General features: G+C 73.8%; 20 protein-coding genes and 1 pseudogene. 8 read left to right on the forward strand and 13 right to left on the reverse strand.

Annotated features, from left to right (window positions below; genetic code table 11):
- From pgi to EV562_RS25190, 3 genes are all read left to right on the forward strand, one after another.
- Positions 1 to 1,071, forward strand: a 1,071-nt coding sequence (gene pgi, locus EV562_RS25180; RefSeq protein ID WP_133889146.1) for a glucose-6-phosphate isomerase, incomplete at its 5' end; no start/stop codon positions are given.
- Position 1,072: 1 nt separating this feature from the next.
- Complete coding sequence (gene gnd / locus EV562_RS25185; protein ID WP_133889147.1) at positions 1,073 to 1,954, forward strand: phosphogluconate dehydrogenase (NAD(+)-dependent, decarboxylating); 882 nt, start codon at positions 1,073 to 1,075, stop codon at positions 1,952 to 1,954.
- 56 nt (positions 1,955 to 2,010) lie between these two features.
- Entirely contained in the window at positions 2,011 to 3,474 is a 1,464-nt protein-coding gene (locus EV562_RS25190) for a membrane-associated oxidoreductase (RefSeq protein WP_133889148.1), read from the forward strand.
- 16 nt (positions 3,475 to 3,490) lie between these two features.
- On the opposite strand, the gene EV562_RS25195 is transcribed toward EV562_RS25190, so the two are convergent.
- Positions 3,491 to 4,081 (reverse strand): TetR/AcrR family transcriptional regulator, encoded by a 591-nt coding sequence (locus EV562_RS25195; protein ID WP_133889149.1) that lies wholly within the window; start codon positions 4,079 to 4,081, stop codon positions 3,491 to 3,493.
- 163 nt (positions 4,082 to 4,244) lie between these two features.
- On the opposite strand from EV562_RS25195, the gene EV562_RS25200 reads away from it, so the two are divergent.
- Together EV562_RS25200 and EV562_RS25205 are read left to right on the forward strand one after the other, a co-directional pair.
- On the forward strand, positions 4,245 to 5,135 hold the full coding sequence (locus tag EV562_RS25200) for an NAD(P)-dependent oxidoreductase (protein WP_133889150.1): 891 nt from the start codon (positions 4,245 to 4,247) through the stop codon (positions 5,133 to 5,135).
- Positions 5,136 to 5,275: 140 nt separating this feature from the next.
- Positions 5,276 to 6,505 carry a serine hydrolase domain-containing protein gene (locus tag EV562_RS25205; RefSeq protein WP_133889358.1) on the forward strand — a complete coding sequence of 410 codons (1,230 nt, stop codon included), beginning with the start codon at positions 5,276 to 5,278 and terminating at the stop codon, positions 6,503 to 6,505.
- Positions 6,506 to 6,529: 24 nt separating this feature from the next.
- On the opposite strand, the gene ribA is transcribed toward EV562_RS25205, so the two are convergent.
- Positions 6,530 to 7,192, reverse strand: coding sequence for a GTP cyclohydrolase II (gene ribA, locus EV562_RS25210; RefSeq protein ID WP_133889151.1), 663 nt, complete (start codon positions 7,190 to 7,192; stop codon positions 6,530 to 6,532).
- A 76-nt stretch (positions 7,193 to 7,268) separates the two neighbouring features.
- Here ribA and EV562_RS25215 point away from each other — a divergent pair, with 76 nt between their 5' ends.
- A complete protein-coding gene (locus EV562_RS25215; protein WP_347877078.1) occupies positions 7,269 to 8,069 on the forward strand; it encodes a creatininase family protein in 801 nt (266 codons plus the stop codon).
- 95 nt (positions 8,070 to 8,164) lie between these two features.
- Here the strand turns inward: EV562_RS25215 and EV562_RS35160 are convergent.
- The 5 genes and pseudogenes from EV562_RS35160 to EV562_RS35170 form a co-directional block, all read right to left on the reverse strand.
- Positions 8,165 to 9,001: pseudogene (locus tag EV562_RS35160) on the reverse strand (lysylphosphatidylglycerol synthase transmembrane domain-containing protein); the annotation flags it as partial.
- On the reverse strand, positions 8,974 to 9,996 hold the full coding sequence (locus tag EV562_RS35165) for an SAM-dependent methyltransferase (RefSeq protein ID WP_243860156.1): 1,023 nt from the start codon (positions 9,994 to 9,996) through the stop codon (positions 8,974 to 8,976). The gene EV562_RS35165 and the pseudogene EV562_RS35160, both read right to left, overlap by 28 nt.
- A complete protein-coding gene (locus EV562_RS25225) occupies positions 9,993 to 11,237 on the reverse strand; it encodes a glycosyltransferase family 4 protein (protein WP_133889359.1) in 1,245 nt (414 codons plus the stop codon). Before EV562_RS25225 ends, EV562_RS35165 begins: the two co-directional genes overlap by 4 nt.
- An 11-nt stretch (positions 11,238 to 11,248) precedes the next feature.
- Complete coding sequence (locus tag EV562_RS25230; protein ID WP_133889152.1) at positions 11,249 to 11,647, reverse strand: 6-carboxytetrahydropterin synthase; 399 nt, start codon at positions 11,645 to 11,647, stop codon at positions 11,249 to 11,251.
- A 115-nt stretch (positions 11,648 to 11,762) separates the two neighbouring features.
- Positions 11,763 to 12,773, reverse strand: a complete 1,011-nt coding sequence (locus tag EV562_RS35170; protein WP_166661990.1) for a zinc-binding alcohol dehydrogenase — start codon at positions 12,771 to 12,773, stop codon at positions 11,763 to 11,765.
- Positions 12,774 to 12,882: 109 nt separating this feature from the next.
- Here EV562_RS35170 and EV562_RS25245 point away from each other — a divergent pair, with 109 nt between their 5' ends.
- Together EV562_RS25245 and EV562_RS25250 are read left to right on the forward strand one after the other, a co-directional pair.
- Positions 12,883 to 13,713 carry a CDP-alcohol phosphatidyltransferase family protein gene (locus EV562_RS25245; RefSeq protein ID WP_243860158.1) on the forward strand — a complete coding sequence of 277 codons (831 nt, stop codon included), beginning with the start codon at positions 12,883 to 12,885 and terminating at the stop codon, positions 13,711 to 13,713.
- 202 nt (positions 13,714 to 13,915) lie between these two features.
- Positions 13,916 to 15,058 (forward strand): hypothetical protein, encoded by a 1,143-nt coding sequence (locus tag EV562_RS25250; protein WP_133889154.1) that lies wholly within the window; start codon positions 13,916 to 13,918, stop codon positions 15,056 to 15,058.
- 42 nt (positions 15,059 to 15,100) lie between these two features.
- On the opposite strand, the gene EV562_RS25255 is transcribed toward EV562_RS25250, so the two are convergent.
- From EV562_RS25255 to EV562_RS25280, 6 genes are all read right to left on the reverse strand, one after another.
- The gene (locus EV562_RS25255) at positions 15,101 to 16,384 is read right to left on the reverse strand and encodes an MFS transporter (RefSeq protein WP_243860160.1); all 1,284 of its coding nucleotides are present in this window, start codon (positions 16,382 to 16,384) and stop codon (positions 15,101 to 15,103) included.
- 1 nt (position 16,385) lies between these two features.
- Positions 16,386 to 18,185, reverse strand: a complete 1,800-nt coding sequence (locus EV562_RS25260; protein ID WP_243860161.1) for an ABC transporter permease subunit — start codon at positions 18,183 to 18,185, stop codon at positions 16,386 to 16,388.
- Positions 18,186 to 18,188: 3 nt separating this feature from the next.
- Positions 18,189 to 19,700, reverse strand: a complete 1,512-nt coding sequence (locus EV562_RS25265; RefSeq protein ID WP_133889155.1) for an ABC transporter substrate-binding protein — start codon at positions 19,698 to 19,700, stop codon at positions 18,189 to 18,191.
- A gap of 107 nt (positions 19,701 to 19,807) precedes the next feature.
- Complete coding sequence (locus EV562_RS25270; RefSeq protein ID WP_133889156.1) at positions 19,808 to 20,380, reverse strand: GNAT family N-acetyltransferase; 573 nt, start codon at positions 20,378 to 20,380, stop codon at positions 19,808 to 19,810.
- A gap of 104 nt (positions 20,381 to 20,484) precedes the next feature.
- A complete protein-coding gene (locus EV562_RS25275) occupies positions 20,485 to 21,492 on the reverse strand; it encodes a tetratricopeptide repeat protein (RefSeq protein WP_243860163.1) in 1,008 nt (335 codons plus the stop codon).
- A 217-nt stretch (positions 21,493 to 21,709) separates the two neighbouring features.
- On the reverse strand, positions 21,710 to 25,225 hold the full coding sequence (locus EV562_RS25280; protein ID WP_133889158.1) for a CHAT domain-containing protein: 3,516 nt from the start codon (positions 25,223 to 25,225) through the stop codon (positions 21,710 to 21,712).
- Between the last annotated feature and the right edge of the window lie 122 nt (positions 25,226 to 25,347).

Below are 25,347 nucleotides of genomic sequence, written 5' to 3' on the forward strand. Positions count from 1 at the left end.
GTCCGCGACCTGGACCCGGCCGAGACGCTGTTCGTCATCGCCTCCAAGACCTTCACCACCATCGAGACGATCACCAACGCCACCTCGGCGCGCTCGTGGCTGCTGGACGGTCTCGGGGGCGACGAGAAGGCGGTGGCCAAGCACTTCGTGGCGCTGTCGACCAACGCCGAGAAGGTCGCCGGCTTCGGCATCGACACGGCGAACATGTTCGAGTTCTGGGACTGGGTCGGCGGCCGCTACTCCTTCGACTCGGCCATCGGACTGTCCCTGATGATCGCCATCGGCCCGGACCGCTTCCGGGAGATGCTCGACGGCTTCCGCATCGTCGACGAGCACTTCCGCAACGCCGAGGCCCCCGTCAACGCCCCGCTGATCCTCGGTCTGCTGGGCGTCTGGTACGGCGACTTCCTGGGCGCGCAGTCGCACGCGGTGCTGCCGTACTCGCACTACCTGTCGAAGTTCACCGCTTATCTCCAGCAGCTGGACATGGAGTCCAACGGCAAGTCCGTCGACCGCGACGGCAACCCGGTCGAATGGCAGACCGGCCCGGTGGTCTGGGGCACGCCGGGCACCAACGGGCAGCACGCCTACTACCAGCTGATCCACCAGGGCACCAAGCTGATCCCGGCCGACTTCATCGGCTTCGCCCGGCCGGTGGCCGAGCTGAGCGACGAGCTGAAGGCCCAGCACGACCTGCTGATGGCCAACTTCTTCGCCCAGACCCAGGCCCTCGCCTTCGGCAAGACCCCCGACGAGGTACGCGCCGAGGGAGTGCCGGAGGAACTGGTCCCGCACAAGACGTTCCGCGGCAACCACCCCACCACGACCGTGCTGGCCGCCGAGCTGACCCCCTCCGTCCTCGGCCAGCTGATCGCGCTGTACGAGCACAAGGTGTTCGTCCAGGGCGCGATCTGGAACATCGACTCCTTCGACCAGTGGGGCGTCGAGCTCGGCAAGGTGCTCGCCAAACGCGTCGAACCCGCCCTCACCGAGGGCGCAGACGTGCCCGGCCTCGATCCGTCCACGGCCGCGCTGGTGGCCGCCTACCGTGAACTGAAGGAAGTGCACTGACATGCAGATCGGTCTCGTTGGTCTCGGCAAGATGGGCGGCAACATGCGCGAGCGCCTGCGCAACGCCGGCCACACCGTCGTCGGTTACGACACCAATCCCGAGCGGGCCGACGTCGACAGCCTGGTCGAGCTGGTCGACCGGCTGGAGCGGCCGCGCGCGGTCTGGGTCATGGTCCCGGCCGGCGCCGCCACCCAGCACGTCGTCGACCAGCTGGCGACGCTGCTCAAGCCCGGCGACACCGTCATCGACGGCGGCAACTCCCGCTGGACGGACGACGAGAAGCACGCCGAGGAGCTGGGCAAGCGCGGCATCAACTTCGTCGACGCCGGTGTGTCGGGCGGCGTGTGGGGACTGAAGAACGGCTACGCGCTGATGGTCGGCGGCGAGAAGGAGCACGTCGACGACCTCAAGCCGATCTTCGACGCCCTCAAGCCCGACGGTCCCTACGGCTACGTCCACGCGGGCAAGGTCGGCGCCGGGCACTTCTCCAAGATGGTCCACAACGGCATCGAGTACGCCATGATGCAGGCCTACGCCGAGGGCTGGGAGCTGCTGGAGAAGGTCGACTCCGTGGACAACGTCCGCGAGGTCTTCCGCTCCTGGCAGGAGGGCACCGTGATCCGCTCCTGGCTGCTCGACCTGGCGGTCAACGCCCTGGACGAGGACCACCACCTGGACAAGCTGCGCGGATACGCCGAGGACTCCGGTGAGGGCCGCTGGACGGTGGAGGCGGCCATCGACAACGCGGTGCCGCTGCCCGCGATCACGGCCTCCCTCTTCGCGCGGTTCGCGTCCCGCCAGGACGACTCGCCGCAGATGAAGATGATCGCGGCGCTGCGCAACCAGTTCGGCGGGCACGCGGTCGAATCCGCCAAGAAGTAGGCGGTCTCGAAAGCGCGTTGACGTGATCGGCCGGTTCGGGTCAGAGTCCCCCACTGATGGAGATCAACGACCTGACACCGGCCGAGACGCGCGTCTGGCGGGCGTTCGCCTCGGGCACCGCCGTGGACTTCCGGACCGCGGACGACGAGGACGCCGGCCGAGGCGGCACCTGGGGACCCGAACGCACCGTGCGCGCGCGGGTGCTGCGGACCCTGCTCCTGAACGGCCCCCGGGAGGACGGCGAGGTGGCCTCGCTCGCCCTGGCCGGGGCCCGCGTCACCGGACGGCTGGACCTGCAGTACGCGACGGTCGACCACCCCGTACGGCTGCGGCACTGCCACTTCGACGAGGCGCCCAGGTTCTACGGGGCCCGGCTGCGTGAGCTGAACCTGAGCGAGTCCGTGCTGCCCGGGATGGTCTCGCACGCGGTCCGGGTGGAGGGCGTGCTGCGGCTGACCCGGGCCCGGTTCGTCGGGACGGTGCGGCTGGCGGGGGCAGAGGTCACCGGCAGCGTGTACCTGGAGGGCGCGCACATCGAGGCGACGCCGGACACCGACGGGCCGCTGCTCCTGCTGAACCAGGCGGTGCTGGGCGCCGACCTGTGGGCCCCGGGGCTGCGCGCGGGCGGCGAGGTCCGGCTCACCGGCGCCCGGGTGGCCGGCACCGTCAATCTCAGCGACGCGGTGCTGGACCGGCCGGGCGGCACCGCGCTCCACGCCGAGACGCTGGCCGCCGAGGCCGACGTGGTGCTGCGGCACGCGCAGGTCAGGGGCCGGCTGGAGCTGCGCGGCGCGCGGATACCCGGCCGGCTGGACCTGTCGCACGCCCGGCTGGTCAACCCCGCGGACACCGCGCTGCGGGCCAGCAGCTGCGTGATCGGCGAACTGTGGCTGCGGGAGGGCCCGGTGGTGCAGGGGGCGCTCAATCTGCGCCGCACCCAGATCGACGTGCTGTTCCTCCAGCCGGAGGTGGTGCCGGCCCGGGTCCAGCTCAACGACCTCGCCTACACCTCGCTCGTCCCGCACGAGCCCGCCGGGCGGCGGCTGCCGATGCTGGAGAAGGTGGACGGCTACCTTCCCTTCACCTACGAGCAGTTGACCGCCGCCTACCGGCGGATCGGTGACGACGACGCGGCCCGGCTGGTGCAGCTCGCCAAGCAGCGCCGGCGTCGGCGCACCCTGCCCTGGTACGGCCGGCTGTGGGGGCACCTCCAGGACATCACGGTCGGGTACGGCTTCCGCCCCCTGCGCGCCGGCGGCTGGCTGCTGTCGCTCCTGGCGGCCGGCTCGGTCGCGTACGGCCTGCACCACCCGCCGCCGCTCAAGCCGGAGGAAGCGCCCGGTTTCGACCCGGTCTTCTACACCCTCGACCTGCTGCTGCCGGTGATCTCCTTCGGCCAGGAGAACGCGTTCTCGCCCCGGGGCTGGTACCAGACCCTGTCCTACGTCCTGATCGTCACGGGCTGGATCCTGGCCACGACGGTGATCACCGGCCTGACCCGCACGGTCAGCCGCCAGTGAGCCCGCGCCGCGCGGATCAGGGCAGGGCGGCCGCGTCCAGGAGCGGGCGGAGTTCGCGGGCGACGGTCGTCAGGGCCCGTACGTCGCGTTCGGCCCGGGCGACGAGGATCGCTCCCTCGAGGGAGCTGATCATCAAGGTGGCCAGCGGTACGGACCTCTCCTCGGGCACACCCATGCCGGCGAGTGCCTCCGCGACCGGCCGGGTCCAGGCGGCGAAGGCGGCGGCGGCCGCCTTCCGGGTCGTCTCGGAGCTCTCGGCGCAGTCGACCGTCGCCGCCGCCACGGGACAGCCCGCGGCGAAGCCCGCCTCCGTGTACTCGTCGGTCCACTGCCCGACCATCGCGGCGAACAGCGCGCCGGGCGTCGGACGTTCCATGCCGTGCAGGAACCGGGCGACCCTCTTGGCCGCGTACCGCCCCGCCCACTGGAGGGCCTCGCCGACGAGCTGTTCCTTGCCGCCCGGGAAGTAGTGCTGGAGCGAGCCCCGGGGTGCCCCGGCGTGGGCGGCGACGTCACGCATGCCGGTGGCGTCCACGCCGTCCCGGCGGATGAGCTGGGCGGCGCTGAAGACCATCCGCTCGCGCGGCCCCCGTCCGGACGCTGCCATCACCGCTCCCTCACCCTGCCCTCGCCGCCGGTCCGCCTTCTGCCGCGGCTGCCCACCGACTCTATGACAGCCGTCATGACGCGGGCTACTATGACCGCCGTCATAACCCCACTCCCGGCGCGTCCCGCTCACGGCCGCGCGTCACCCGGACGGACGGTGTGCCATGCGGCTCGTCGGCTTCATCGGTCTCGGCATCATGGGTCAGCCGATGGCACTGCGCCTGGCCCGCGCGGGCACCCCCCTCGTGGTGTTCAACCGCACCCCCGCCCGCGCCGCTCCCCTGCGCGCCGCCGGTGCGGAGGTGGCGGGCGACGCGGCCGAGGTCTTCGGCCGGGCGGACCCGGTGGTCCTCATGCTGGCCGACGGCCCGGCGATCGACGCCGTGCTGGCCCGCGGCACCCCGGAGTTCGCCGCCCGGGTCGCCGGACACACGGTGGTCCACATGGGCACCACCTCGCCCGAGTACTCGCACGGCCTGGAGACCGACATCCGGGCGGCGGGCGGGCGGTACGTGGAAGCCCCCGTGTCCGGTTCGCGGGTCCCGGCGGAGACGGGCGGCCTGGTGGGGATGCTGGCCGGCGAGGAGAGCGCGGTGGCCGGGGTCCGTCCGGTGCTTGACCCCCTGTGCCGGGAGACGTTCGCGTGCGGCGCGGTACCGAACGCGCTGCTGACCAAGCTGGCCGTGAACCTCTTCCTGATCACCCTGGTGACCGGCCTGAGCGAGGCGTTCCACTTCGCCGAGCGCCACGGGCTCGACCGCCGGCGGTTCCTCGACGTCCTGGACGCGGGCCCGATGGCCAGTGCCGTCTCCCGCATGAAGGCGCCCAAGCTGCTGACCGGCGACTTCACGGCGCAGGCGGCCGCGTCGGACGTGCTGAGGAACAACCGCCTGATCGCCGAGGCGGCCCGCGCCGCAGGCCTCGCCTCGCCCCTGCTCGACGCCGCCCGGACCCTCTTCGAGGAGACGGTGTCGCTGGGGCACGGCGGCGAGGACATGGTGGCGGTGCTCCGCGCCCTGGAGGCGCGCACCTCGGGACTCGGCCGCCTGCCGTGAGATGAGGGAGCCGGTGAGTTCGAAGGGGGTCCGGTGACTTCCGAGCGGCCCGTCGAGTTCCGAGCGGCCCGGTGTGTTCGAGGGGGCCTGCGGGGGGTATGCCGGACCCGTCCGACGAACGATCAAGGAGAGCGATGGCGATGCCACTCCTGCGGCAGGAGACCGACGCGCGGGCGGCCGGGCTGGACCCCGAGGCGCTGGACCGGCTCGACCTGCACTTCGCCCGGCAGGTCGACGAGGGCAGGCTGCCCGGTTTCCTGGTCTCCGTCGCACGCGGCGGCCGGGTCGCCCATCTGACCGTCCACGGGCTGCGGGACGTCGCGGCCGGCCTGCCGGTGACCGCCGACACGCTGTGGCGGATCTACTCCATGACCAAGCCGGTCACGTCCGTGGCCGTGCTGCTTCTGATGGAGGAGGGCCGGCTGTCGCTGGAGGACCCCGTGGACCGGTACCTGCCGGCCTTCGCGGAGCCGCGGGTGTACGTCGCAGGGACCGGCGAGGACGTCGTCACCCGGCCCGCCGCCGGACCGGTCCGCGTCCGCCACCTGATGACCCACACCGCGGGTCTGACGTTCGGCTTCTACCACTGCCACCCCGTCGACGCGCTGTACCGGGCCGCCGGTGTGGAGTCGTCGGTGCGGCCGGGCGCGGACCTGGCCGAGACCGTGGACCTGTACGCGCGCCTGCCGCTCCAGTTCGAGCCGGGCACCGAGTGGAACTACTCGGTGGCCAGCAATGTGCTGGGCCGGCTCGTGGAGGTGGTGTCGGGGCAGCCGCTCGACGTGTTCTGCGCCGAGCGGATCCTCGGACCGCTCGGTATGACCGACACCGGCTTCCACGTCACCGACGCGCAGGCGGACCGGCTGGCCGAGCTGTACGGGGAGACGGAGGACGGCGGTATCGCACCGGTGGCCGGGCTGCCGCTGCGGGGCCGGCCGCGCTTCCTGTCGGGCAGCGGCGGCCTGGTCTCGTCCGCGTACGACGTGCACCGCTTCGCGGAACTGCTGCGCCGCCGCGGCACCCTCGACGGCGCCCGGCTGCTCGCCCCGGAGACGGTGGACCTCATGACCCGCAACCACCTCCCCGGCGGCGCCGACCTCCGCACCCTGGGCAGCCGTCCGGCGCACGACCGCCCGGGCAACGACGGCGTCGGCTTCGGCCTCGGCGTCTCCGTGGTGACCGACCCGAGCCGTACGCAGTCTCCCTCGGGGCTCGGCACGTACGGCTGGAGCGGGGTGGCGACGACCACCTTCTGGGTCGACCCGGGCCGTGATCTGACGGTGCAGTTCATGACCCAGGTGCGGCCCAGGTCCTCGCACGACGTGTATCCCGACCTGAAGCGGCTGGTGCACGAGGCCGTCGCGGACTGATCCGGGGCGGCACGCACCGGGCCGTCACGACGGTACGTGCGCCATGGCGTCCAGGTGGGGCAGATGGTGGTCCAGGCGCTCCCGCTTGGTCCGCAGATAGGTGATGTTGGACGCGCACGGCGGTATCAGCAGCGGCACCTGCTCGGCGACCCGGATGCCGTGCCGCACCAACGCCTCCCGCTTGCGCGGGTTGTTGGACATCAGCCGCACGGACCGCACCCCGAGGTCGTCCAGGATGCGGGCGGCGACGCCGTAGTCGCGGGCGTCCACGGGCAGGCCGAGGGCGAGGTTGGCCTCCACCGTGTCCAGGCCCTCCGCCTGCAGCGCCATCGCCCGCAGCTTGGCGAGCAGCCCGATGCCGCGCCCCTCGTGACCGCGCAGATAGACCACGACGCCACTGCCCGCGTCGGCCACCTGCCGGAGTGCGGTGGCGAGTTGGGCGCCGCACTCGCAGTGCTGGGAGCCGAAGGCGTCGCCGGTGAGGCACTCGGAGTGGAGCCGGGTGAGCACGTCTTCGGCGCCCAGGTCGCCATGGACGAGGGCCACTTGTTCGTCGCCGCGTTCGTGGTCGACATAGCCGTACGCCCGGAATTCCCCGTACACGGTGGGCAGCGGTGTCACCACGATCCGCTCCACATCCGTGCGCTGTGCGGCCTTCTTGCCGAGTACACCGATTTTTTCTGTCATGATTCTCGCGTTCCTCAACAGAGTGCTCAGGGATTGCTCAACAGATTGCCCGACGAAAACGAAAGGCCGTGCGGAGATGGACGTTTCACTGGTGCCGGCGGACACGAGCGCGGACGTGCGCGAACGGGGCTCCGGAATGCCGCGGCAGATAGCGGTGCTGCCGGTCGGGAGTTACGAACAGCACGGTCCGCACCTGCCGCTGGCGACCGACACGCTCGTCGCGTGCGCCGTCGCCCGGGAGATCGGCGCCGCCTATCCGGTACACGTGCTGCCACCGGTGACGATCGGCTGCTCGCACGAGCACGCCGACTGGCCCGGCACCGTCAGCATCTCCGCCGTGACCCTGTACGCGGTGGTGCGTGACATAGCGGAGTCCCTGCGCCGTTCGGGCGTCGAGGCCCTGGTCGTGGTCAACGGGCACGGCGGCAACTACGTCCTGGGCAACGTCGTTCAGGAGTCCTCGGCACTCGGTGAGCGGATGGCGCTGTTCCCGGCCGCCGAGGACTGGGAGACGGCGCGCCGGCGGGCGGGGGTGGTCACCTCGCTGCTCACCGACATGCACGCGGGGGAAATCGAGACCTCCATTCTGCTGCACACGCACCCCGAATTGGTCCGGCCCGGCCATGAGGCCGGCGATTTCGTCGCGGACGACCGACGTCATCTGCTCTCCCTCGGTATGTCCGCCTATACCGATTCCGGTGTCATCGGGCGGCCTTCACTGGGATCGGCGGAAAAGGGGAAGGAACTGCTGGCGAGCCTCGCCGATTCCTTCGGAGCGTATTTCGGGCTGCTGACGGCGGACACACCGGTGACGCGTGCCGCTGTCCCGGCCGCCTGCGACGGTGCCGGCTCCGGCGCGGCCGGCGGGCGGGCGTAGCGCACGGTGCGGCGGCGGGCGACGAGGGCCACGGCGCCGGGCAGGCTCGCCACGAGGCTGAGCACGCCGTACACCACCGCGACGCCGAGTCCGGTGCCCGCACCGAGCCCCGCCGCGCCGAACGCCCAGGCGGTGACGCCCTCCCGGGGGCCCCAGCCGCCGACGTTCAGCGGCAGCCCCATGGCGAGCAGGGCCAGCACCGCGAGCGGTGTGAGCACGGCGACGGAGGCTCCGCTGCCGGCCACCCGGGCGGCGAGCACGAACATCGTGAGGTGGCCGGCGAGCACGACGGCGGAGGAGCCCGCGACGCCCGGCAGGTTCCGCCGGGACAGCAGCCCCTCCCGGGCCTCGGCGAGCGCCGACCGCAGGGCCCTGCCCCGGCGGGCGGGCGCCCGGTTCATGCGCAGGGCGAGGACGACGGCGAGCGCGCCGAGCAGGGCCAGGGCCACAAGGGGGGCGAGGTAGCGGACCTCGGCCCGCACCGGGGACGGCATCGCGAGCAGTACGGCGGCCCCGGCGCCGATCAACGCGACCTGTCCGGCGACCCGTTCGAGGACGACGGCCCGCACACCGCGCCCGAGGTCCCCCGCGCTGTGCCCGTGCCGCACCGCGCGGTGCACGTCGCCGAGGACGCCGCCGGGGAGGGCGGCGTTGAGGAACAGCGCGCGGTAGTAGTCGGCGACGGCCGGTCCGAACCGCAGGCGGATGCGCAGACCCCGGGCCACCAGGGCCCAGCGCCAGGCGCTGAACACCGTGGTGACCAGCCCGATCCCCAGCGCCGCCAGCACGGTGACCGCGTCGATCCGGTGCAGCCCGTCCAGGAGGGCGCCGGTCCCCAGCCGCCATACGAGCACGCCGAGGACGGCGGTGCCGACGGCGGTGCCCAGGTGGGTGCGCAGGGCGCTCACGAGGCTCCGCCCGTCGGCCGGCACAGGGCCAGCAGGTCGGTGTGGTGGACGACCACGCGCAACTCCCCGGCCGTGCAGGCCGCGAGGCGCTCGTCCAGGTACCGGGCGGCCCGCGCGCGCAGTTCCGGGCGCTGTTCGACGGCCGCACCGACCCAGCCCCGCAGCCACTGGGCGGTGAGTGCCGCCTCGTCCGGCCCGAGCCGCCAGGGGCTGGGGTGCGCCAGGACGGTGGCGCCGTGCCCGGCGAACGCCTCGGCCGCCGCGTCGACCGCGTCCGGACCGAGCATGCCGGTGCGCCGCTGGTGGTCGTTGAACGCCTCGGTGATCTCGGCGTCCAGGGGGTGGGCGGGGGTGAGGTCCACGCGCCCGGCGACGGAGAGGCTCAGCAGCGCCGGGCAGCCGGCCGCGGCGCAGGCGGCGGCGAGACGGCCGGCCTCCTCGGGGGTCAGGACGTCCAGCAGCGCGGACGCGGTCACCAGCGCGGCACCGGTCAGGGCGTCCGGGGTGAGGCGGGCCAGGTCCCCGCGCCGCGTCTCGACGGTGACGCGGCTGCCGTCGGCGGCGGTGCGCGGGGCGCCGGCGGCGGCGAAGTGCAGAAGGTAGGGGTCCCGGTCGTGCAGCACCCAGTGCTGCGGACCGTCGAGCAGCGGAGCGAGCCAGCGTCCCATCGACCCGGTGCCGCAGCCCACGTCGTGCACCACGAGCCCGCCGGCCCGCCGGGGCAGGTCGGTGAGCCTGATCCGCAACGGGTCGAGCAGGTCGTGCGCCCGCGCGGCGGCGTCGGCGCTCTCGCGCAGGCGCAGCCATTCGGGGGCGTAGCGCGCGGGGCCGTCGGCGTCGTCCGGTGCCGTCGCGCCTCGGAGACGGACGGTGCCCCGCTCCGCGGCAGGCCGTCCCGCCGGACCCGCGCCGGGGACGACCGCGGTCGCGGCGGCGTCGGTGGCGTCGGGCGCATCCTGGGGGCCCGGCTGCGCCGGGACGACACGGGTGGCGGGCACGGCGGGCTTCCTCGTGTTCATGCCGCCCTCCTCGGCGCCCCCGGCAGCCGGTGCAGCACACCGGCCAGGCTCTGGGCGGTGCTCGCCCAGCCGTGCAGGGCGGCGCGGCGACCGCGGGCGGCGGCCTTCAGCCGGCGGCGTACGTCCGCCTCGCCGAACCAGCCGCGCAGCTCCGCGGCGAGCGCGACGGGGTCCTCCGGCGGCACGAGGATGCCGGGCACCCCACCGTCGGGGGCGCGTCCGACCGCCTCCGGGAGGCCGCCGACGTCGGTCGCCAGCACGGGGATCCCGCGCGCGAGGGCCTCGGTCACCGCCATGCCGTACGTCTCGGCGTACGAGGTGAGGACCATCAGGTCGGCGGTGGCGTAGGTGGCGTCCAGCTCGGCGCCGGCCCGCGGACCGGTGAGCACCAGCCGCTCCTCCAGACCGTGCCGCGCGATCAGCGCCCGCAACCGGCCGACGTACTCGGGGTCCTGTCCGAGTCCGCCGACGCACGCGCAGCTCCACGGCAGGTCGGCCACCGCCGCCAGGGCCTCCACCAGCCGGTGCTGGCCCTTGCGGGGGGTGACGGCGGCGACGCACACCAGCCGGGAGACGCCGTCGGTGCCGGGTGCCAGGGGGGCGATGTCGGCGCCGGGGGCGGCGACGTGGACCCGGCCCGGGTCGAGTCCGTGGTGCGAGACGAGGCGGCGCACCGCCCAGTCGCTGGTCGCGACGACGGCCGGGACGGCGCGCAGTACCGCGCGTTCACGGGAGTCCAGTTCGGCAGCGAGGGCGGGATCGAGCCCGGTCTCGTCGCCCAGCGGGAGGTGGACGAGGACGGCCATGCGCAGCCGTTCGGACTCCGGGACGACGATCTCCGGTACCCCGCAGGCGACCAGGCCGTCGAGGAGGACGACCGCGTCGTCCGGCAACCGCCGCAGGACGCAGGCGAGTTCGGTGCGGGCGGTGTCGTCCGGCCGGGGCCAGTCGCCGGGCACCGGCAGCCCCCGTACCCGCCAGCCGAAGCCGGGCAGGTCGAGCCGGACCCGCCGGTCGTAGGCGTTGCCGCCGCTGGGCGCGGCCGGGTCGTCGACACCGCCCGGCATGACGAAGTGCACGGAGCGCAGGGACATGGGGACGGTGCCACCGTTCCTCGGGACCGGCCCGGACGGCCGGGTCGCGGGCGCCGGCGTCGCGGACGCCTGGGACGCGGACGTCTGGGCGGGAACGTAGGTGAGCCGGGTCCGCCCGGCGGCGGCCGGGCCGGTCGTCGCGTCCACGGAGGCGCCGGTCACAGCGCACGCTCGTAACTCGCCCAGGCGACGTGCGACTCGTGCAGCGTGACGGTGAGCCCGGCCAGCCCCTTGGCTCCCTCCCCCAGCGCCCCCTTGTGCACGCGCTCGGCGAGCCGGTCGGCGACGACCTTCGCCAGGAACTCGGTGGAGGTGTTGACGCCGGCGAAGTCGGGTTCGTCGTCGAGGTTGCGGTAGTTCAGCTCGGCGACTACCGCGCCCAGTTCCCGGGTGGCCAGGCCGATGTCGACGACGATGTTGTCCTCGTCCAGCTGCTCGCGCCGGAAGGTGGCGTCCACCAGGAACGTCGCTCCGTGCAGGCGCTGCGCGGGGCCGAAGACGTCGCCGCGGAAGCTGTGGGCGACCATGATGTGATCGCGGACGGTGATGCTGAACAACGGGCGACCCTCCAGGTGTGGCACGTCTGGTCCCCCGCCTCTCGCTGCGCGGGGTGCTGTCTATTACGGCCGGATGCCCTCCCGTGTTCAGCGGGCCGTAGGTCTTTCCGCGAGGTCAGGCGGCGCTGCGGGGACCCGCGCCGGCGTCCTCCCCGTCGTAGCGGATCCGGTGGCACAGTGCGGCGATCTCGCCGGAGGCCAACCGCGGCATCACCTCGGGCAGTTCGGCGAACGCGGACTCGCCGGTGACGAGGGCGTCGAGGGCGGGGTCGGCGAGGAGTTCGAGGGCGAGGGCGAGCCGGTCGGCGTAGCCGCGGGTGGCGGCGCGGGCCGGGGAGACGGTGCCGACCTGGCTGCCGCGCAGGGTCAGGCGCCGTGAGTGGAAGGCCTCGCCGAGCGGCAGGGCGACGCGCCGGTCGCCGTACCAGCTCAGTTCGACGACGGTGCCTTCGTGCCGCAGCAGTTCCAGTGACCGGGAGAGGCCCGCCCCCGTCGCGCTGGCGTGCACGACGAGGTCCCGTTCGCCGGCGGCGTCGGCCGGGGGTGCGAACGCGACGCCGAGCGCCTCGGCCACCTTCGCCCGGGCCGGGTCGGCGTCCACCAGCTCGACGCGCACGCCCGGGAACCGGGCCAGCAGGGCGGCCACCGAGCAGCCGACCATGCCACCGCCGACCACGGTGACCCGGTCGCCGACCAGGGGCGCGGCGTCCCACAGGGCGTTGACGGCGGTCTCGACGGTACCGGCGAGCACGGCCCGCCCCGTGGGGACGGAGGGCGGGACCGGCGTCACGGCGGCGGCCGGGACGACGTAGCGCGTCTGATGCGGGTAGAGGCAGAACACGGTGCGCCCGGCCAGACGCTCCGGCCCCTCCTCCACCACGCCGACGTTGAGGTACCCGTACTTCACCGGCCCGGGGAAGTCACCCTCCTGGAACGGCGCGCGCATGACGGCGTACTGGTTCTCCGGCACCCGGCCGCCGAGGACGAGGGTCTCGGTGCCCCGGCTCACCCCGCTGAAGAGGGTCCGCACGACCACGTCGTCCGGGCCCGGCTCCGGCAGTTCCACCTCGCGCAACGCGCCCCTGCCCGGCGCTTCGTGCCAGAACGCACGTGCCCTGCGTGTCATCGGAAGTCCTCCTGAACGATCGGGAAGCCGCTCACGTACCGAGGGATGCACAAGCCGCGCACAAGGTAGCGGCGTTGATCGACTCTGTCACACGGCCGGAGGATGTTCGGTGGCCCTGAACAACCCGAACCACACGTACGCCGGGTACGCGTACGACTCGCGCGACGCGTACGGCTCGCGCGACGCGTGCGACCCGTACGACGCGAGGCCCGTCCAGCAGGAGACCGCGGCGGGTGCCGGAGTGCAGCTCGTGCTCCTGGCGTTGCTCGGCACCGCGATCGGCATGGGCACGGCGGGCTGGCTGACCGGCCTCGCCTTCGCGTTCGCGAGCTGGGCGGTCCTCTCCCGCGCCCTGCACCGCTCCCGGCTGCCGTCGTTCGGCCCGGCCAACCGGGTCACCCTCGGCCGGGCCACCCTGGTCGGCGGGGTCACCGCCCTGGTCGCGGACTCCTTCCGCAGCGCGCCGCCCGTCTCCCTCCTCGTCGGTCTGACGGCGGTGGCCCTGATCCTGGACGGTGTGGACGGCAAGGTCGCCCGCCGCACCGGCACCTCCACACCGCTGGGCGCGCGCTTCGACATGGAGGTCGACGCGTTCCTCATCCTGGTGCTCAGCGTGTACGTCGCGATGGACCTGGGCCCGTGGGTCCTGCTTATCGGCGGCATGCGGTACGTGTTCGTGGCGGCGGCCCGGGTGTGGCCGTGGCTGACGGCCCCCCTGCCCCCGAGCACGGCCCGCAAGTCCGTGGCCGCGCTGCAGGGCGTGCTGCTGCTTCTCGCGGGCGCCAACCTGCTGCCGCACGTGGCGAACGCCGCGGTGGTGGCCCTGGCGCTGGGCCTGCTGGTGTGGTCCTTCGGACGGGACGTGGCGTGGCTGTGGCGTCGGTCCCGGGTGCCTGCCGCTCCCGGCGGGGTGGTGGTGCGGGAGTTCGTCACCCGGTGAGCCCCCTGGGACGCCGACGGCTGTGAGTCGTCGGGGCGGCACCGCCTTGGCGAAGGGTTCGTTGCCTCAGCGGTTCCGCCACTTGCCGGACTGGCCGACTCCCCGCTGGGTATATCCCCGATCCGGACGGGACTCCTGTCGACTCACCGGACATGGCGCAGGAGCCCATGACGTCAGTTGCGCGCGGAGAAGGAGACGTTTGGTGGAAGTTCCGGACTTAGTCTCGGAGGTCCTTCACATGCTGGCACCGGGAGCGGATGGCGCGTTGTCAGCAGCAGGGGGCGCGGCAGCGCAAACATTGATCGCAACACTCCGGGAACGGCTGAGAGGTTCAGAGGAGGACCGTGCCGCCCTGGAGATGTTCTTGGGGAGCCCGGGCGATGCGGCGGCTGCGGCCGCGATGCGGGCGGTTCTGGAGCGGGAGGTGGCCGCCGACCCCGGTTTCGGCCGACGTCTCAAAGCCCTTGCCGATGCGGCTGCCGAGCGGCCGCCGCAACCGATCACGGGCAGCGTGGTGATCGGCGGCGGGGCCAGAGTCCGCCACAACCAGATCTCGCTGGGTCCGCTGACCGTCAACAACAATCGACAGGGTCGATGGCTCCTCGCCGCGCTCGCCCTCGCCGCCATGATCCTTATCCTGCTGGCCGGTTACGGCGGCGTCCGCTTGTTCACCGACGAGGGCGAAGGGGCGGGACCGGGCACCTCGCATCAAGAGGATTCCAAGCCGCCCGCTGTCGACCCGTTGCCCCCCACCCAGCAGACGGCCGACGCGATCTTGCCCGACCGGGTCGCCATGGCCGGAACGGCTTTCGAGAGCCAACCGGGCGATGTCTTTCCCGACGGCGAACGGAGCGGCTACGAGGGCACGATCTGCGGCGAACAGCCCAAGCCCTGCGGGAATCGCGTACGAGCTGGGGCCTCAGCAGGCTACGCCCCCAATGACACCTCGGAAGAAACGGGGTGGCATGCCGAACTCGAGGTGCTGGTGCACGCCTCCGAGGGCGACGCCGAGCATACCTTCGACGCGTTGGTGGAGACCTTCCGGGAGGACGCCGCAGCCGGCTTCAGGCCCGACCCTTCGGCCTACGCTCCGCCACGGGGGGCGCCACTGGGCGATGAACTTGCCGACTACAGGGTCACGTGGGAGGGGCAGGACATCGGGATCATGTGCATGATGCGCCGCGGACCGTACATCGTCCTGGCCGCCCAGGAGAAGGACGGCCGGGACGCAGTCATGGACAACGAGACCCAGACGCAGTTCAACACCTTGTTGCTACGCCGCATGAACGAGGCGTTGTCCGGTGACACGCCGCACGCGGCCCTGCGCGACGTGCAGAGCGCCTGAACGGCAAAGAGCCTGTACGGCGGGTCGAGCTGCCCCGGCGGGTCAGCGCTTCCGCCGAGGCAGCACCGCCGCCGCCACCACCGGCACGGCGGCCAGCGCCAGCCACGGCGCGGCCACCGGCAGTCCGGTGTCCAGCAGCAGCCCGGTCGCGGAACTGCCGGCCAGCACGATCAGTCCGGACACCGAGGCCAGCGCCCCCGTGTACAGCCCGAGCCGCCCCTCCTCCGCCAGGTCCGGCACCCAGGCGCGGGCGACGGGCGCGACCAGCATCTGCCCGAGGGTGAGCAGGACGACGAACCCGGCGGCGGGCAGCAGCCCGCCCGTCCCCGTCCACCCGGCGGGCCGGGCCAGGCCGACGAGCGCGAACCCGACGGCGATCAGTGCCAGCCCCGCCACCATCGACCGGCGTGGCGCCAACCGCTCCCCCGCCCACCGGGTCACCGGCAACTGGGCGCTCACCACCAGCAGCGAGGACAGGGCGAACAGCCAGGCCAGCGGCGCCTGTGAGCCGGCGGCCCGCTCCACCTCGGCGGGCAGGGCGAGGTAGAGCTGGTTGTAGGCGAGCAGGTAGGCACCGTAGGCGCAGCACAGGGCGAGGAAGCGCCGGTTGCGCAGCAGGAGCCGCGCACCACCCTTCACCCGGACCTGGGCCCGACCGGGAACGCGCTGCGGCAGCAGCCGGGCGTGCCCCGCGAGGACCAGTACGAAGACCCCCGCTCCGGCGAGGCACACCGTACGGAAGTCGACGGCGAGCAGCAGCGCGCCCAGCAGCGGTCCGACGAATGCTCCGGCCTGCCCCGCGACGGTGAACAGCGCGAGCACCCGGGTCCGGTCGCCGCCCCCCGCCGCCTCCCACTCGACCGCCTGCCGGGCGACCTCGGACTCGACGGCCGGCGAGAAGAGCGCGGCGGCGAACCCGATGAGGAGGACGGCGCCGATGACGGCCCAGGTTCGCTCGGCGAACGCCAGCCACCCGAACCCGGCGATCCGCAGCACGCACCCGGCGAGCACGACGGGGCGGATGCCGTACCGGTCGGCGAGGGCGCCGCCGACCACGAACAGCCCCTGCTGGCTGAAGGTCCGCAGCCCGAGCACGAACCCGACCAGCCACCCCGCCATTCCGACGGACTGCGCCAGATGCTCGGAGAGGAAGGGCAGTACGGCGAAGAAGCCGACGTTGAAGGCGAGTTGGGTGAGGATGAGCAGGCGGAGCAGCGGGGACAGCGCGGAGAGCCGCGCGGTGCGGCGACCGGATACTCGGAGGGGCCGCCCGGGCCGCCCGGGCCGCCAGGACTGTTCGGACTGTTCGGTAGAGGTGGAAGGCATGTCAGCGGGCTCCGGCCGGTTCCCTCTCCGTCGCCGGGACGGACGGCCGCGGAACCCGGTCGCCGGTCCGGGGAAGTCCCTTCCGGGACGGCCGGCGCAGTGCGCCCGCGGCGCTGACGGCCAGCGCGCCGAGGAGGGCCAGTACGGCGGCGGGGGCGAGGACGGACCACGGGGCGCGCTCGGCGTAGGGCTGGTTCTCGGCGAGGAGCAGCCCCCACTCGGGGGACGGCGGCTGGGCGCCGAGCCCGAGGAAGCCGAGCGAGGCGAGCGCGAGGGCGACACCGGGCAGCCGCAGCAGGGCGTGCCGCAGGACCGGCGGGACCACGGCGGGCAGCAGCTCGCGCCGCAGCAGGTGGACCGGCCCCGCGCCCAGCGCCTTGCCGGCGGTGATGTGCAGGGTGGCGCGCTCCTGCCGCAGCAGGGAGGAGGTGTGCGCGGCGAGCGGCGCCCAGGCGACGGCGCCCACGGCGAGCGCGGGGGTGGCCGCACCGCTCCCGGCGACGGCGGTGACGAGCAGGGCGACGAGCACGGGCGGCACGGCGTTGACGGTGTCGACGAGCGGCGCGGAGACCCGGGGCAGCAGCCCCAGCAGCACGCCCACGAGCAGCGCGGCCGTGCTGATGGCGGCGGCGAGCAGCAGCGTGTCCAGCGCTCCGTGGCCGACGCGGGCGAGCAGGTCGCGGCCGAGGGCGTCGGTGCCGAGGGGGTGGCCGAGGGAGGGCGCCCGCAGCCGTTCCCCGGTGTCGAGGGCGAGCGGATCACGGGCCAGCCCGCACCCGATCACCGCGAGCAGCACGCCGCCGTAGAGCAGTGGGAGCAGTCCCCCTGCGGGCGGCGCGGGCCGGTGCAGCGAGGACAGGGCGCCGTCGCGCAGCGCGGGCCCGGTGAGCAGCCGGGCGGCGACGCGGGTGGTGCCGGCGGCGAGGGCGGCGAGCAGGACGAGAGCGAGGGTGCCGGCCTGGAGGACGGGAAGGTCCTGGGCGAGCGCGGCCTGGAGGGTGGTGCGCCCCAGGCCCGGGATGTCGAAGACCTGCTCGACGGCGACGGCCCCGCCGGTCAGCCCGACGACGAACAGCCCGAGGTTGGGCAGCAACGCGGGCACGCACCGTCGCAGGGCCTGGCGGGCGATGGTCCGTCCCGGCAGCCCACGCGCCGCGGCGGCCAGGGCCCAGGGCTCACCGAAGGCGCCGGGCAGCAGATCGTCGAGCAGCCGCCCGAGCACGGCTCCGGCGGGCAGTCCGAGGGTGAGGGCGGGGAGCACGGTCCACTGCGGCCCGTACCACCCCAGCGCGGGCAGCCACCCCCACTGCACCCCGACGACGGTGGCGAGTACGGAGGCGACGAGGAACTCGGGCAGCGAGGCGAGCACCGCGGACACGTTCCCGCCGCCGCGCCGCCCGCCGAGTCGCCGCCGCGCGCCCAGCCGCAGCGTGCGCAGGCAGATCAGACCGGCGGTGACGACGGCGACGACGAGCGCGACCCCCATGAGCAGCAGCGAGGCACCGAGCGCCTGGAGCACGCCGGGCAGGACGTCGCCCCCGGAGATCCACGACTTCCCCGCGTCCCCGCGCACGAGCCCGCCGAACCAGCCGGTGAGGACGTGCAGCGGCCCGCCGTCGGTCCCGAGCTGCCGCCGGATGCCGGCGAGCACCTCGGGCGTCGGCTCCCGCTCGGCGGACCTGGCCTTGAGGACGGTGTACGCCGGGTCGGTGTGCGTGAGCCAGGGCAGCAGCCCGATCCCGCACACCAGCCCCACCGCGAGAACGATCCGCCACCCGGCGCCGGCCACCCGCTGCCCCATGGTTCAGCGCCGGGTGCCGGTGCCGACGAGGGTGCGCTCGTACGGGTCGAGGATCACGCCCTGCACGGAGTCGGCGACGCCGGTGATGATGCGCTGGTGGACGAGCGGCACGACGGCGTCGCTGCCGAGGATGCGCGCCTCGGCGGCCATGGCGGCGTCCTGACGCTCCGCGGTGTCGGTGATCTTCTCCGCGTCGGCGACGGCGCGGTCGACGTCCCGGTCGCAGAGCTGGGCGATGTTGAAGCCGCCGTCGCAGGTGTAGTCGCTGGCGAGGACGGCGACGGGGTCCCCGGTGTCCAGGAGCGTGTTCCGGGCGAGTACGAAGGCGTCGAACTTCCCGTCCAGCGCGTCGCCTTCGAGCCGCGAGTACTCCCGCACGGTGAGCTTGACGGTGAAGCCCGCCTTCTCCAGCTGCTGCTTGACCACCTGGGCGACCTCGGGCAGCTCGGGCCGGTTGTCGTAGGTGGCGAGGGTGACGGTGTCGCCGTTCCCGGGCTTCCCGGCCGCCGCCCGCCCGACGGGCGCGGTCCGCTTCCCCTCCGCCCACGTGACGGCGGGCCCGTAGACACCGGCGCCCGGGTCGCCGTACCCCTCGTAGACGTCCTCGGCGAACACCGAGGTGTCGACGGCGGCGCGGGCGGCGGCCCGCAGCCCGGCGGACTCGAAGGGCCCGGAGGAGGCGTTGAACAGCAGGCTGGTGGTGCGGGTGGTGGCGGTGTCGCGCCGGGTCTTCTCGTCGAGCGACGCCGCCTGGGCGACGGGAACGGCCTCGGCGATGTCGAGTTCGCCGGTCCGCAGGGCGTTGGCCCGAGCGGTGCCGTCGGCGATGAAGCGGGCGTCGACGCCGGAGGCCTGGGCACGGCCGCCCCAGTAGTCGTCGAACCGGTCGAGGGAGGCGGAGGTGGCACCGTCGACCTCGGTCAGCTCGAAGGGTCCGGTGGCGTGACCGACGGGATCGACGCGGCCGCTCTTCCCGTACGCCTTCTCGGACAGGATCGCGAGGCTGGGACTCGACAGCCGCAACGGCAGTACGGGGTCGGGCGCGGCGGTGGTGACGCGGACCACCCGGTCACCGCCCGCCTCGGCCTTGAGCGCGACACCGGCGAGCGCGGCGGGGGCGGGCTCGGCACCGGTGGCGTGGGTGAGGGACGCGGCGACCGCGGCGGGGGTCACCTCGCCGCCGTCCTGGAAGGTGGCGTCGCGGAGGGTGAACTCCCAGGCCCTGTCCCCGTCCCGGCGCCAGGACTCGGCGAGCGCGGGGGCGGCGGAGCCGTTGGCGTCCAGCGCGGTGAGCCCCTCGGTGACCCCGAGACGGCTGAGCAGGGTGGCGTCGGCGCCGTACGGGGACAGGTTCTCGGCGGGCGGGAAGGCGAGGGCGACGCGGAGACGGGCGCCGTCACCGTCGCTCCCGTCACCGGACGCGGAGTCGCCGCCGCCTCCGGAGGCGAAGCAGCCGGCCATCAGCGGAACGAGCAGGAAGGGGGCGAGCAGCCGGGGGCGGCGGAGGGAGCGCATGGTCCTCGGATCGATCGGTCGGACGAGTCGGGCAGGCAGGCAGGCAGCGAGGAGGGGGCGACGCACGAGGTGCGGCAGCACACCGAAACTCTACATGAAAATGATTTTCAAGCTTGCCTGCCCTCACCCCGTCCGCCCGTCACCCCGTCCAGGGGGACCTCGAAGTGCACGATCCCCTGTCCGCCCCCCGCGTCCTCCCGCTCGTCGTGCACGACCTTGGCCAAGGACCGCCAGAACGGCTCGGCCCCGGTGACGGCGGGGTCCGTGTGCAGATACACGGCCCGGTATTTCCCGTCGGCGACCGCGAACGCCAGCAACTCGTCGACAAGTCGACGCGCGAGCCCACGCCGCCGGTGCTCGGGCCGCACGTACACCCGCCGGAGCTGCGCGGTGGTCCCGGAGGGAAACCGCTCGGCGACGTGCGCGGGGTTCGGAGGACTCACGGGCCCACGGGAGTCGAGCGCCCCGGTGGCGACGACCGCGCCGTCCGCGTCCACGGCGACCAGGAGGGTGTGCCGGACCGGCGTCAGATAGGCCCCGTCCGGGTCGACGATGTCACCGTGCCAACGGGGGACGTACCCCGTACCGAAGTCCCGGTAGACGGTGTCGAGCATGACGGCCCGGGCGGGGGCCACGTCGGCGGGGGCGGCGGTCCTGATGGTGTAGTCGGTGGTGCGCACTTGCACATCGTACGCATTAAGCCGACTCCGCCGATCAACCAGGTCCAGCAGGCTACGAACGCCGCAGGCAACGGCAGAGGGAACTTGGCCTTCCCCAGCCACCCTCACGGAGAGCGCAGCCAAGCCAGTTTTTCCTCGGCGGCGCGCAGGCGGGGGTGGCCCGGGCCGTGCAGGCGGCGGTAGTCGCGTACGCAGCGGTCGAGCAGGGCGGCGGCCTCCGCGTGGTGGCCCGCGTCGATCAGTACGTTGGCGAGGTTGTCGCGGGTGACGACGGTGATGGGGTGGTCGTCGCCGTGGAGGGCGACGCGTCCGGTGAGGATCTCGCGCAGGACGGGTACGGCGTCCGCGTAGCGCTCCTGGGCGTGCAGGACGGCCGCGAGGTTGTTCCGTGCCGTGAAGGTGGTCTCGTGGTCGGTGCCCAACGTCGCCTCCGTCGACCGCACGACGGCTCGGATGTGCTCTTCCGCCTCGGCGTGGCGGTCCAGCCGGACCAGGACGGCGCCGAGGTTGCTGCGGGCCGCGATCGTCTTCTCGTGGTCGCGTCCGTACCGGTCCTCCAGCCGGGGCACGAGGGAGCGCAGGGCGCGCTCGGCCTCCGTGTGGCGGCCGCACTTGAGCAGGGAGGCGGCGTGCGCGTTGGTGGCGGACAGGACGTCGGGGTGGTCCCGGCCGAGCTGCCTGATGCGGCGTTCGAGGACGTCCCTCGCCAGGGGCTCCGCCTCGGGGGCCCGGTCGAGGTCTTCCAGCACCGCCGCGAGCCGGGTGGCGCTGCGCAGCGCGTCCGGGTGGTCGCGGCCGAGGGTCTCCGCCTGGGCACGGAAGGTGTCACGCCACGCCGTCTCGGCCAGGTGCAGCTGACCGGTGGTGTGCAGGGCGTCGGCCAGTTCGGCGGAGGCGCGCAGGGTGTTCTCGTGGCGGGCGCCGAGCGTGGTCCACCAGGTGCGCGCCACGTGCTGGTACAGCTCGACCGCTTCCTCGCCCCGTCCCGGGACGGTCACGAGGAACTGGGCGAGTTCGCGGATGGCGGCGAGTGCGTCCGGGTGTTCGGGGCCCAGGGTGTCGATGGCGGACCGGGCGCGCATGGTGTGGATCTCCTCGGCGGAGAGCTGCACGCGGGCGATCTCATGCTCCGGCCTGCCCTCTGTGACTTCCGTGATGGTGATGTGTCCGCCGACCAGCCGGCGTCCGTTCCCGGGGCCGGGGCCGCCTGTGGGCTCCTGCCCGGGTGCGGGTGGCGGCGGTTGTCCGCCGGCGCCCTCGTCGTCTCCGTCGGCTCGTCGCCGCCACCATCGGGTCATGGGGACCGCCTCCTCGTAGCTGCCGGTGTCGTCAGGCGCCCGCGTGCACGTGGGCCGCCCACAGGCTGGGACTGGCCGCGAACGTGGCACGGCACCGCAGGACCGCCCGGTGCAGGGCGTGTGCCGTCCTCGTGTCGTCCAACTCGGCTCCGCCGTCGGCCCCTTCGGTGCACAGCTCCCCGTAGAGGAGCCGGGTGACGCGGACGGCCACCGCGTCGTGCACCGGCCAGAGTGTTCCGACGGCATGGGCGTACCCCGCCAGTTGGAAGGCGGAGGTGATGTGGATGGCCTCGTCGGCCAGTTCCCCGCCGCCCCGTGCCGTCTCGCACGCGGACATCACCGCGAGCCGCGCCGCCGGCAGTTCGAGGTGGGAGACGGCACGGACCGTCAGTGGACGGGTCGCGTGGTCGTGCACCAGGAGCCGGCCGTTCGAGGGGTCACCGGGCTCGCTGACCCCGTGGCAGGCGAAGTGCACGCACGGGTGCCGGGGCAGGGCGTCCATCACCCGCTCGAAGGTGGCCTGCTCCTCGTACAGCACCTCGGTGGGCAGGAGGCCGCGCAGTACCTCCACCTCGCGCCGTGCACCGCCGAGCGGCCGGGCACCGGGTGTCTCGGGAAGGGCCACGGCGAGCATCGGTCCGTGCGGGCGGGGGACGGCGGCTCTGGCCCGTGCGTAGCGCAGTGCCCCGACGGTCGGTGTGTAAGAGGGAATCACCCGGTCCAGAACCGTCCGTGGTGGCGGCACGGCCGCCGCCGGGGTGGGGCGGGGCCCGCCGTCCGGTACCGCGTCCGGTGCCTCCTCGTGGTGGCCGGCCGCGTGCAGCGGCAGTGAGGCCAGCGCGCCGCCCGGTGACCACCACAGCCGGGGCAGCGACCCGTCGGGCGTCGGTCCGCGCAGCCCGAGCCGGTCGAGCACGGGTCCGCAGACGTGGTCCCAGGTCCAGGCCAGTACCTCGCCGACGGTCCGCTGGGCGGCCCGGTCGCGAGCGGGGTCGGTGGCGTCGGCGAGTGCCTGTTCGAGACGGTCCGCCTGTTCCCCGACAGCCTGCGGGGTGGCGTGCGGCAGGGGGACGGGAACGACGTCGCCGTCCCTCAGCACCAGGGCGTCGCTGCGGTACTCGCTGCAGTAGGCCAGCACCACGGGGCCCTGGTCGGCGCAGGCCAGCAGGGCCGGCAGGGCCGGCGCGCCGAGGAAGTCGGTGAAGCCGGGCCGGGTGCGGATCTCGGCGACCAGGTGTTCCAGCTCGGTGGCGAGGGTGTGCCGCAGGTCGGTGGTGTCGGCCGGAAGCCGGCCCTGGGCGGTGTCCGCGGCGTCGGCGGTCTCCAGCGCGTCGAGTCGTCCCCGCAGGCGGGCGAACCGGTCGGCGAGGGCCGGGTGGGCGCCGCGCAGCCGGCCGAGTCCGTCGCGGGTGGCCATGGTCCGGCCCAGCAGGACGCCCCGGCCCTGTTCCAGCAGCAGCACCGCCTGCTCCGGCCGGCCGGCGTTGACCGCGCACGCGGCGGCTTCGGCGGCCAGGCCGCGCACCCGGGTCAGACCGCGTTCCTGGTCGCTGCGGACCAGGCGGCCGGAAGCGGCGTACGGCAGGATCCGCAGGGCCAGTTCGTAGGCGGGCAGGGCTTCCTCCCACCGGCCGTCGTCGGCGGCGGCGGCGCCTTGCTCCCAGGCCGCGAGCACCCTCTTGTAGGCGGGCAGCGATCTGGTCCCGGCGGCCTGCCGGTAGGCGTCCTCGGCGGCCCGGAGCACGGCGGGGTCACCGTCCCGGTGGTGGAGGGCGCGCAGCGCGTCGCCGTACGACTTCAGACAGGTGCCGTGGATCGACGTGCCCTCGACGACGGCCCACACGGCGCGGCCCAGCTCACTGAGGGCTTGTTCCAACTCGCCGGGCGCATCCGCGGCGTGGTGCTTGGTGAGCCGTGCGGAGCCGAGGTTGGAGAGTGTCAGCGCGAGCGCCGGATCGCCGTAGGGGATGCGCTGGACGGCTTGCTCCAGCAGGTCGACGGCTTCGTCGAGGTCGGCCGGGTCGGCGGTGGACGCGAAGCGGGCCCGCAGGGCGTTGGCGAGGGCGTTCAGGCGGTCGGCGCGGGGCTGGTCCGTCGCAGGCGTCAGCGCGAGTGCCCGACGAGCCACGTCGATCGCCTCGTCGAGTGCCGTGCCGTCGCCGGTCGCGTCGTGCCAGCTCTGCAGGACCACCCCCAGATTGGTGAGTCGGACGGCCTGGAGAGGGGCCGCGTTCCTCGATGCGTGGAGCGCGTCCCTGGCCAGTCGGGCGGCCTCCCGCAGGGAGCTCAGGTCGTCGGTCTGCAGAGCGCGCTCGCGCAGGGTGACGGCGAGGTTGGCCAGGGACGCGGCATACGAGTCCGTGCCGGGTTCCTCCTCGGTGACGGCGGCGCGCAGGGTGGTGACGGCCTCGTCCAGCAGCACCGCGTCACCGGTTCGCTGGGCCAGCCTGTGCAACGTGTTGCCGAGGCTGTTCAGTCTCCTGGCGTGTTCCGGGGTGCCGGGCTGGAAGAGCGGCAGGGCCTCACGCAGCAGGGCCGCGGATTCCTCCAGCGGCGCCGGCTCGTCGGTGGCCTCGGCGGCCAGGCGCAGCGCGACGCCGAGGCCGGCCAGCAGTTCGGCGCGGTCCCGGTGGCCGGACGGGCATTCGGCCAGGGCCGCGCGATGGATCCGCAGCATCTCCGACCGGTGAGCCTCCTCGGGCGCCTGCTCGTGCCGTTCGCGCAGCACCTGGGTGAGGTTCCGCAGGACGAGCAGACGGGCGGGCTCTCCGTGGGGAAGGGTGTCCAGCACGGCATGCCACAGGTCGAGCGCCTCACGAAGGGCGCCGGTATCACCGTCGAACCGGTACGCGTCGTGTCGCATGGCGGCCAGGTTGCTCAGATAACCGGGGCGGTCGTCCGAGGCCTCCGGCAGCACGTGGAGCGCGCGCCGTTGGGCATCCGTCGCGCGCAGGAGATCCGCGGGAGGCGTGGCGGTGTCCCCGGGCAGCGGTCCCGCGGCACGCGCTCCCGGGGTCCCGGGGTCTGTCGGGGCCGCACCGCGGTCGACGGCGATCCGGTGCCGTGTGTGCAGCACCTCCGCGAGTGCGCCGAGTGACTGCGCGGCGGTCTCCGCCTCCTGGGGCAGGCGGGCCGCCCGGTCGAACGCCTCCACCGCGCGGTCCAGGTCCTCGGGCCGACCGTACAGCGCGAACCGTTGCTGGTAGGCGAGACCCAGGAGCCGTACGTCCTGCGGGCGGACCGGATCGCGGGCCGTGCGCTCGCGGCCCAGATCGACCAGGGCCTCCACGTCGTCCGGGCGCCGCAGCAGTTGGTAGCGTCTCTGAAGGGCGACCATCAGGTTGGCGGCCAGGGCGGCCACCCGTGCGGTGACCGGGGCCGTCGGGGCTGCCCGGGCGAGCAGCTCCCGGTAGAGCGCGATCGCCTGGTCGAGGGCTTGTGGGTCACCTGTCCGCAGGTGGTGGGAGAGCAGCCGGTCGGCGCGCGGTCCCTCGTCCGGTCCGTCGTCCGGCCCGTTCGCCGGCCGACTGTGTTCCGCCTCGAACACCCGTGCCCTCCCCCGGTCTTCGGCCGCCCGGCCGAGGTCTCCCGGCGCTGCGCGGACCCTGCTCACGATAGCGAACGGGCCGTCGCACCCTGCGGCGTACGGTGAACGGCGGCAAAGAGGCG

The organism is Streptomyces sp. BK208 (genome assembly GCF_004364245.1).
Lineage (GTDB): Bacteria > Actinomycetota > Actinomycetes > Streptomycetales > Streptomycetaceae > Streptomyces.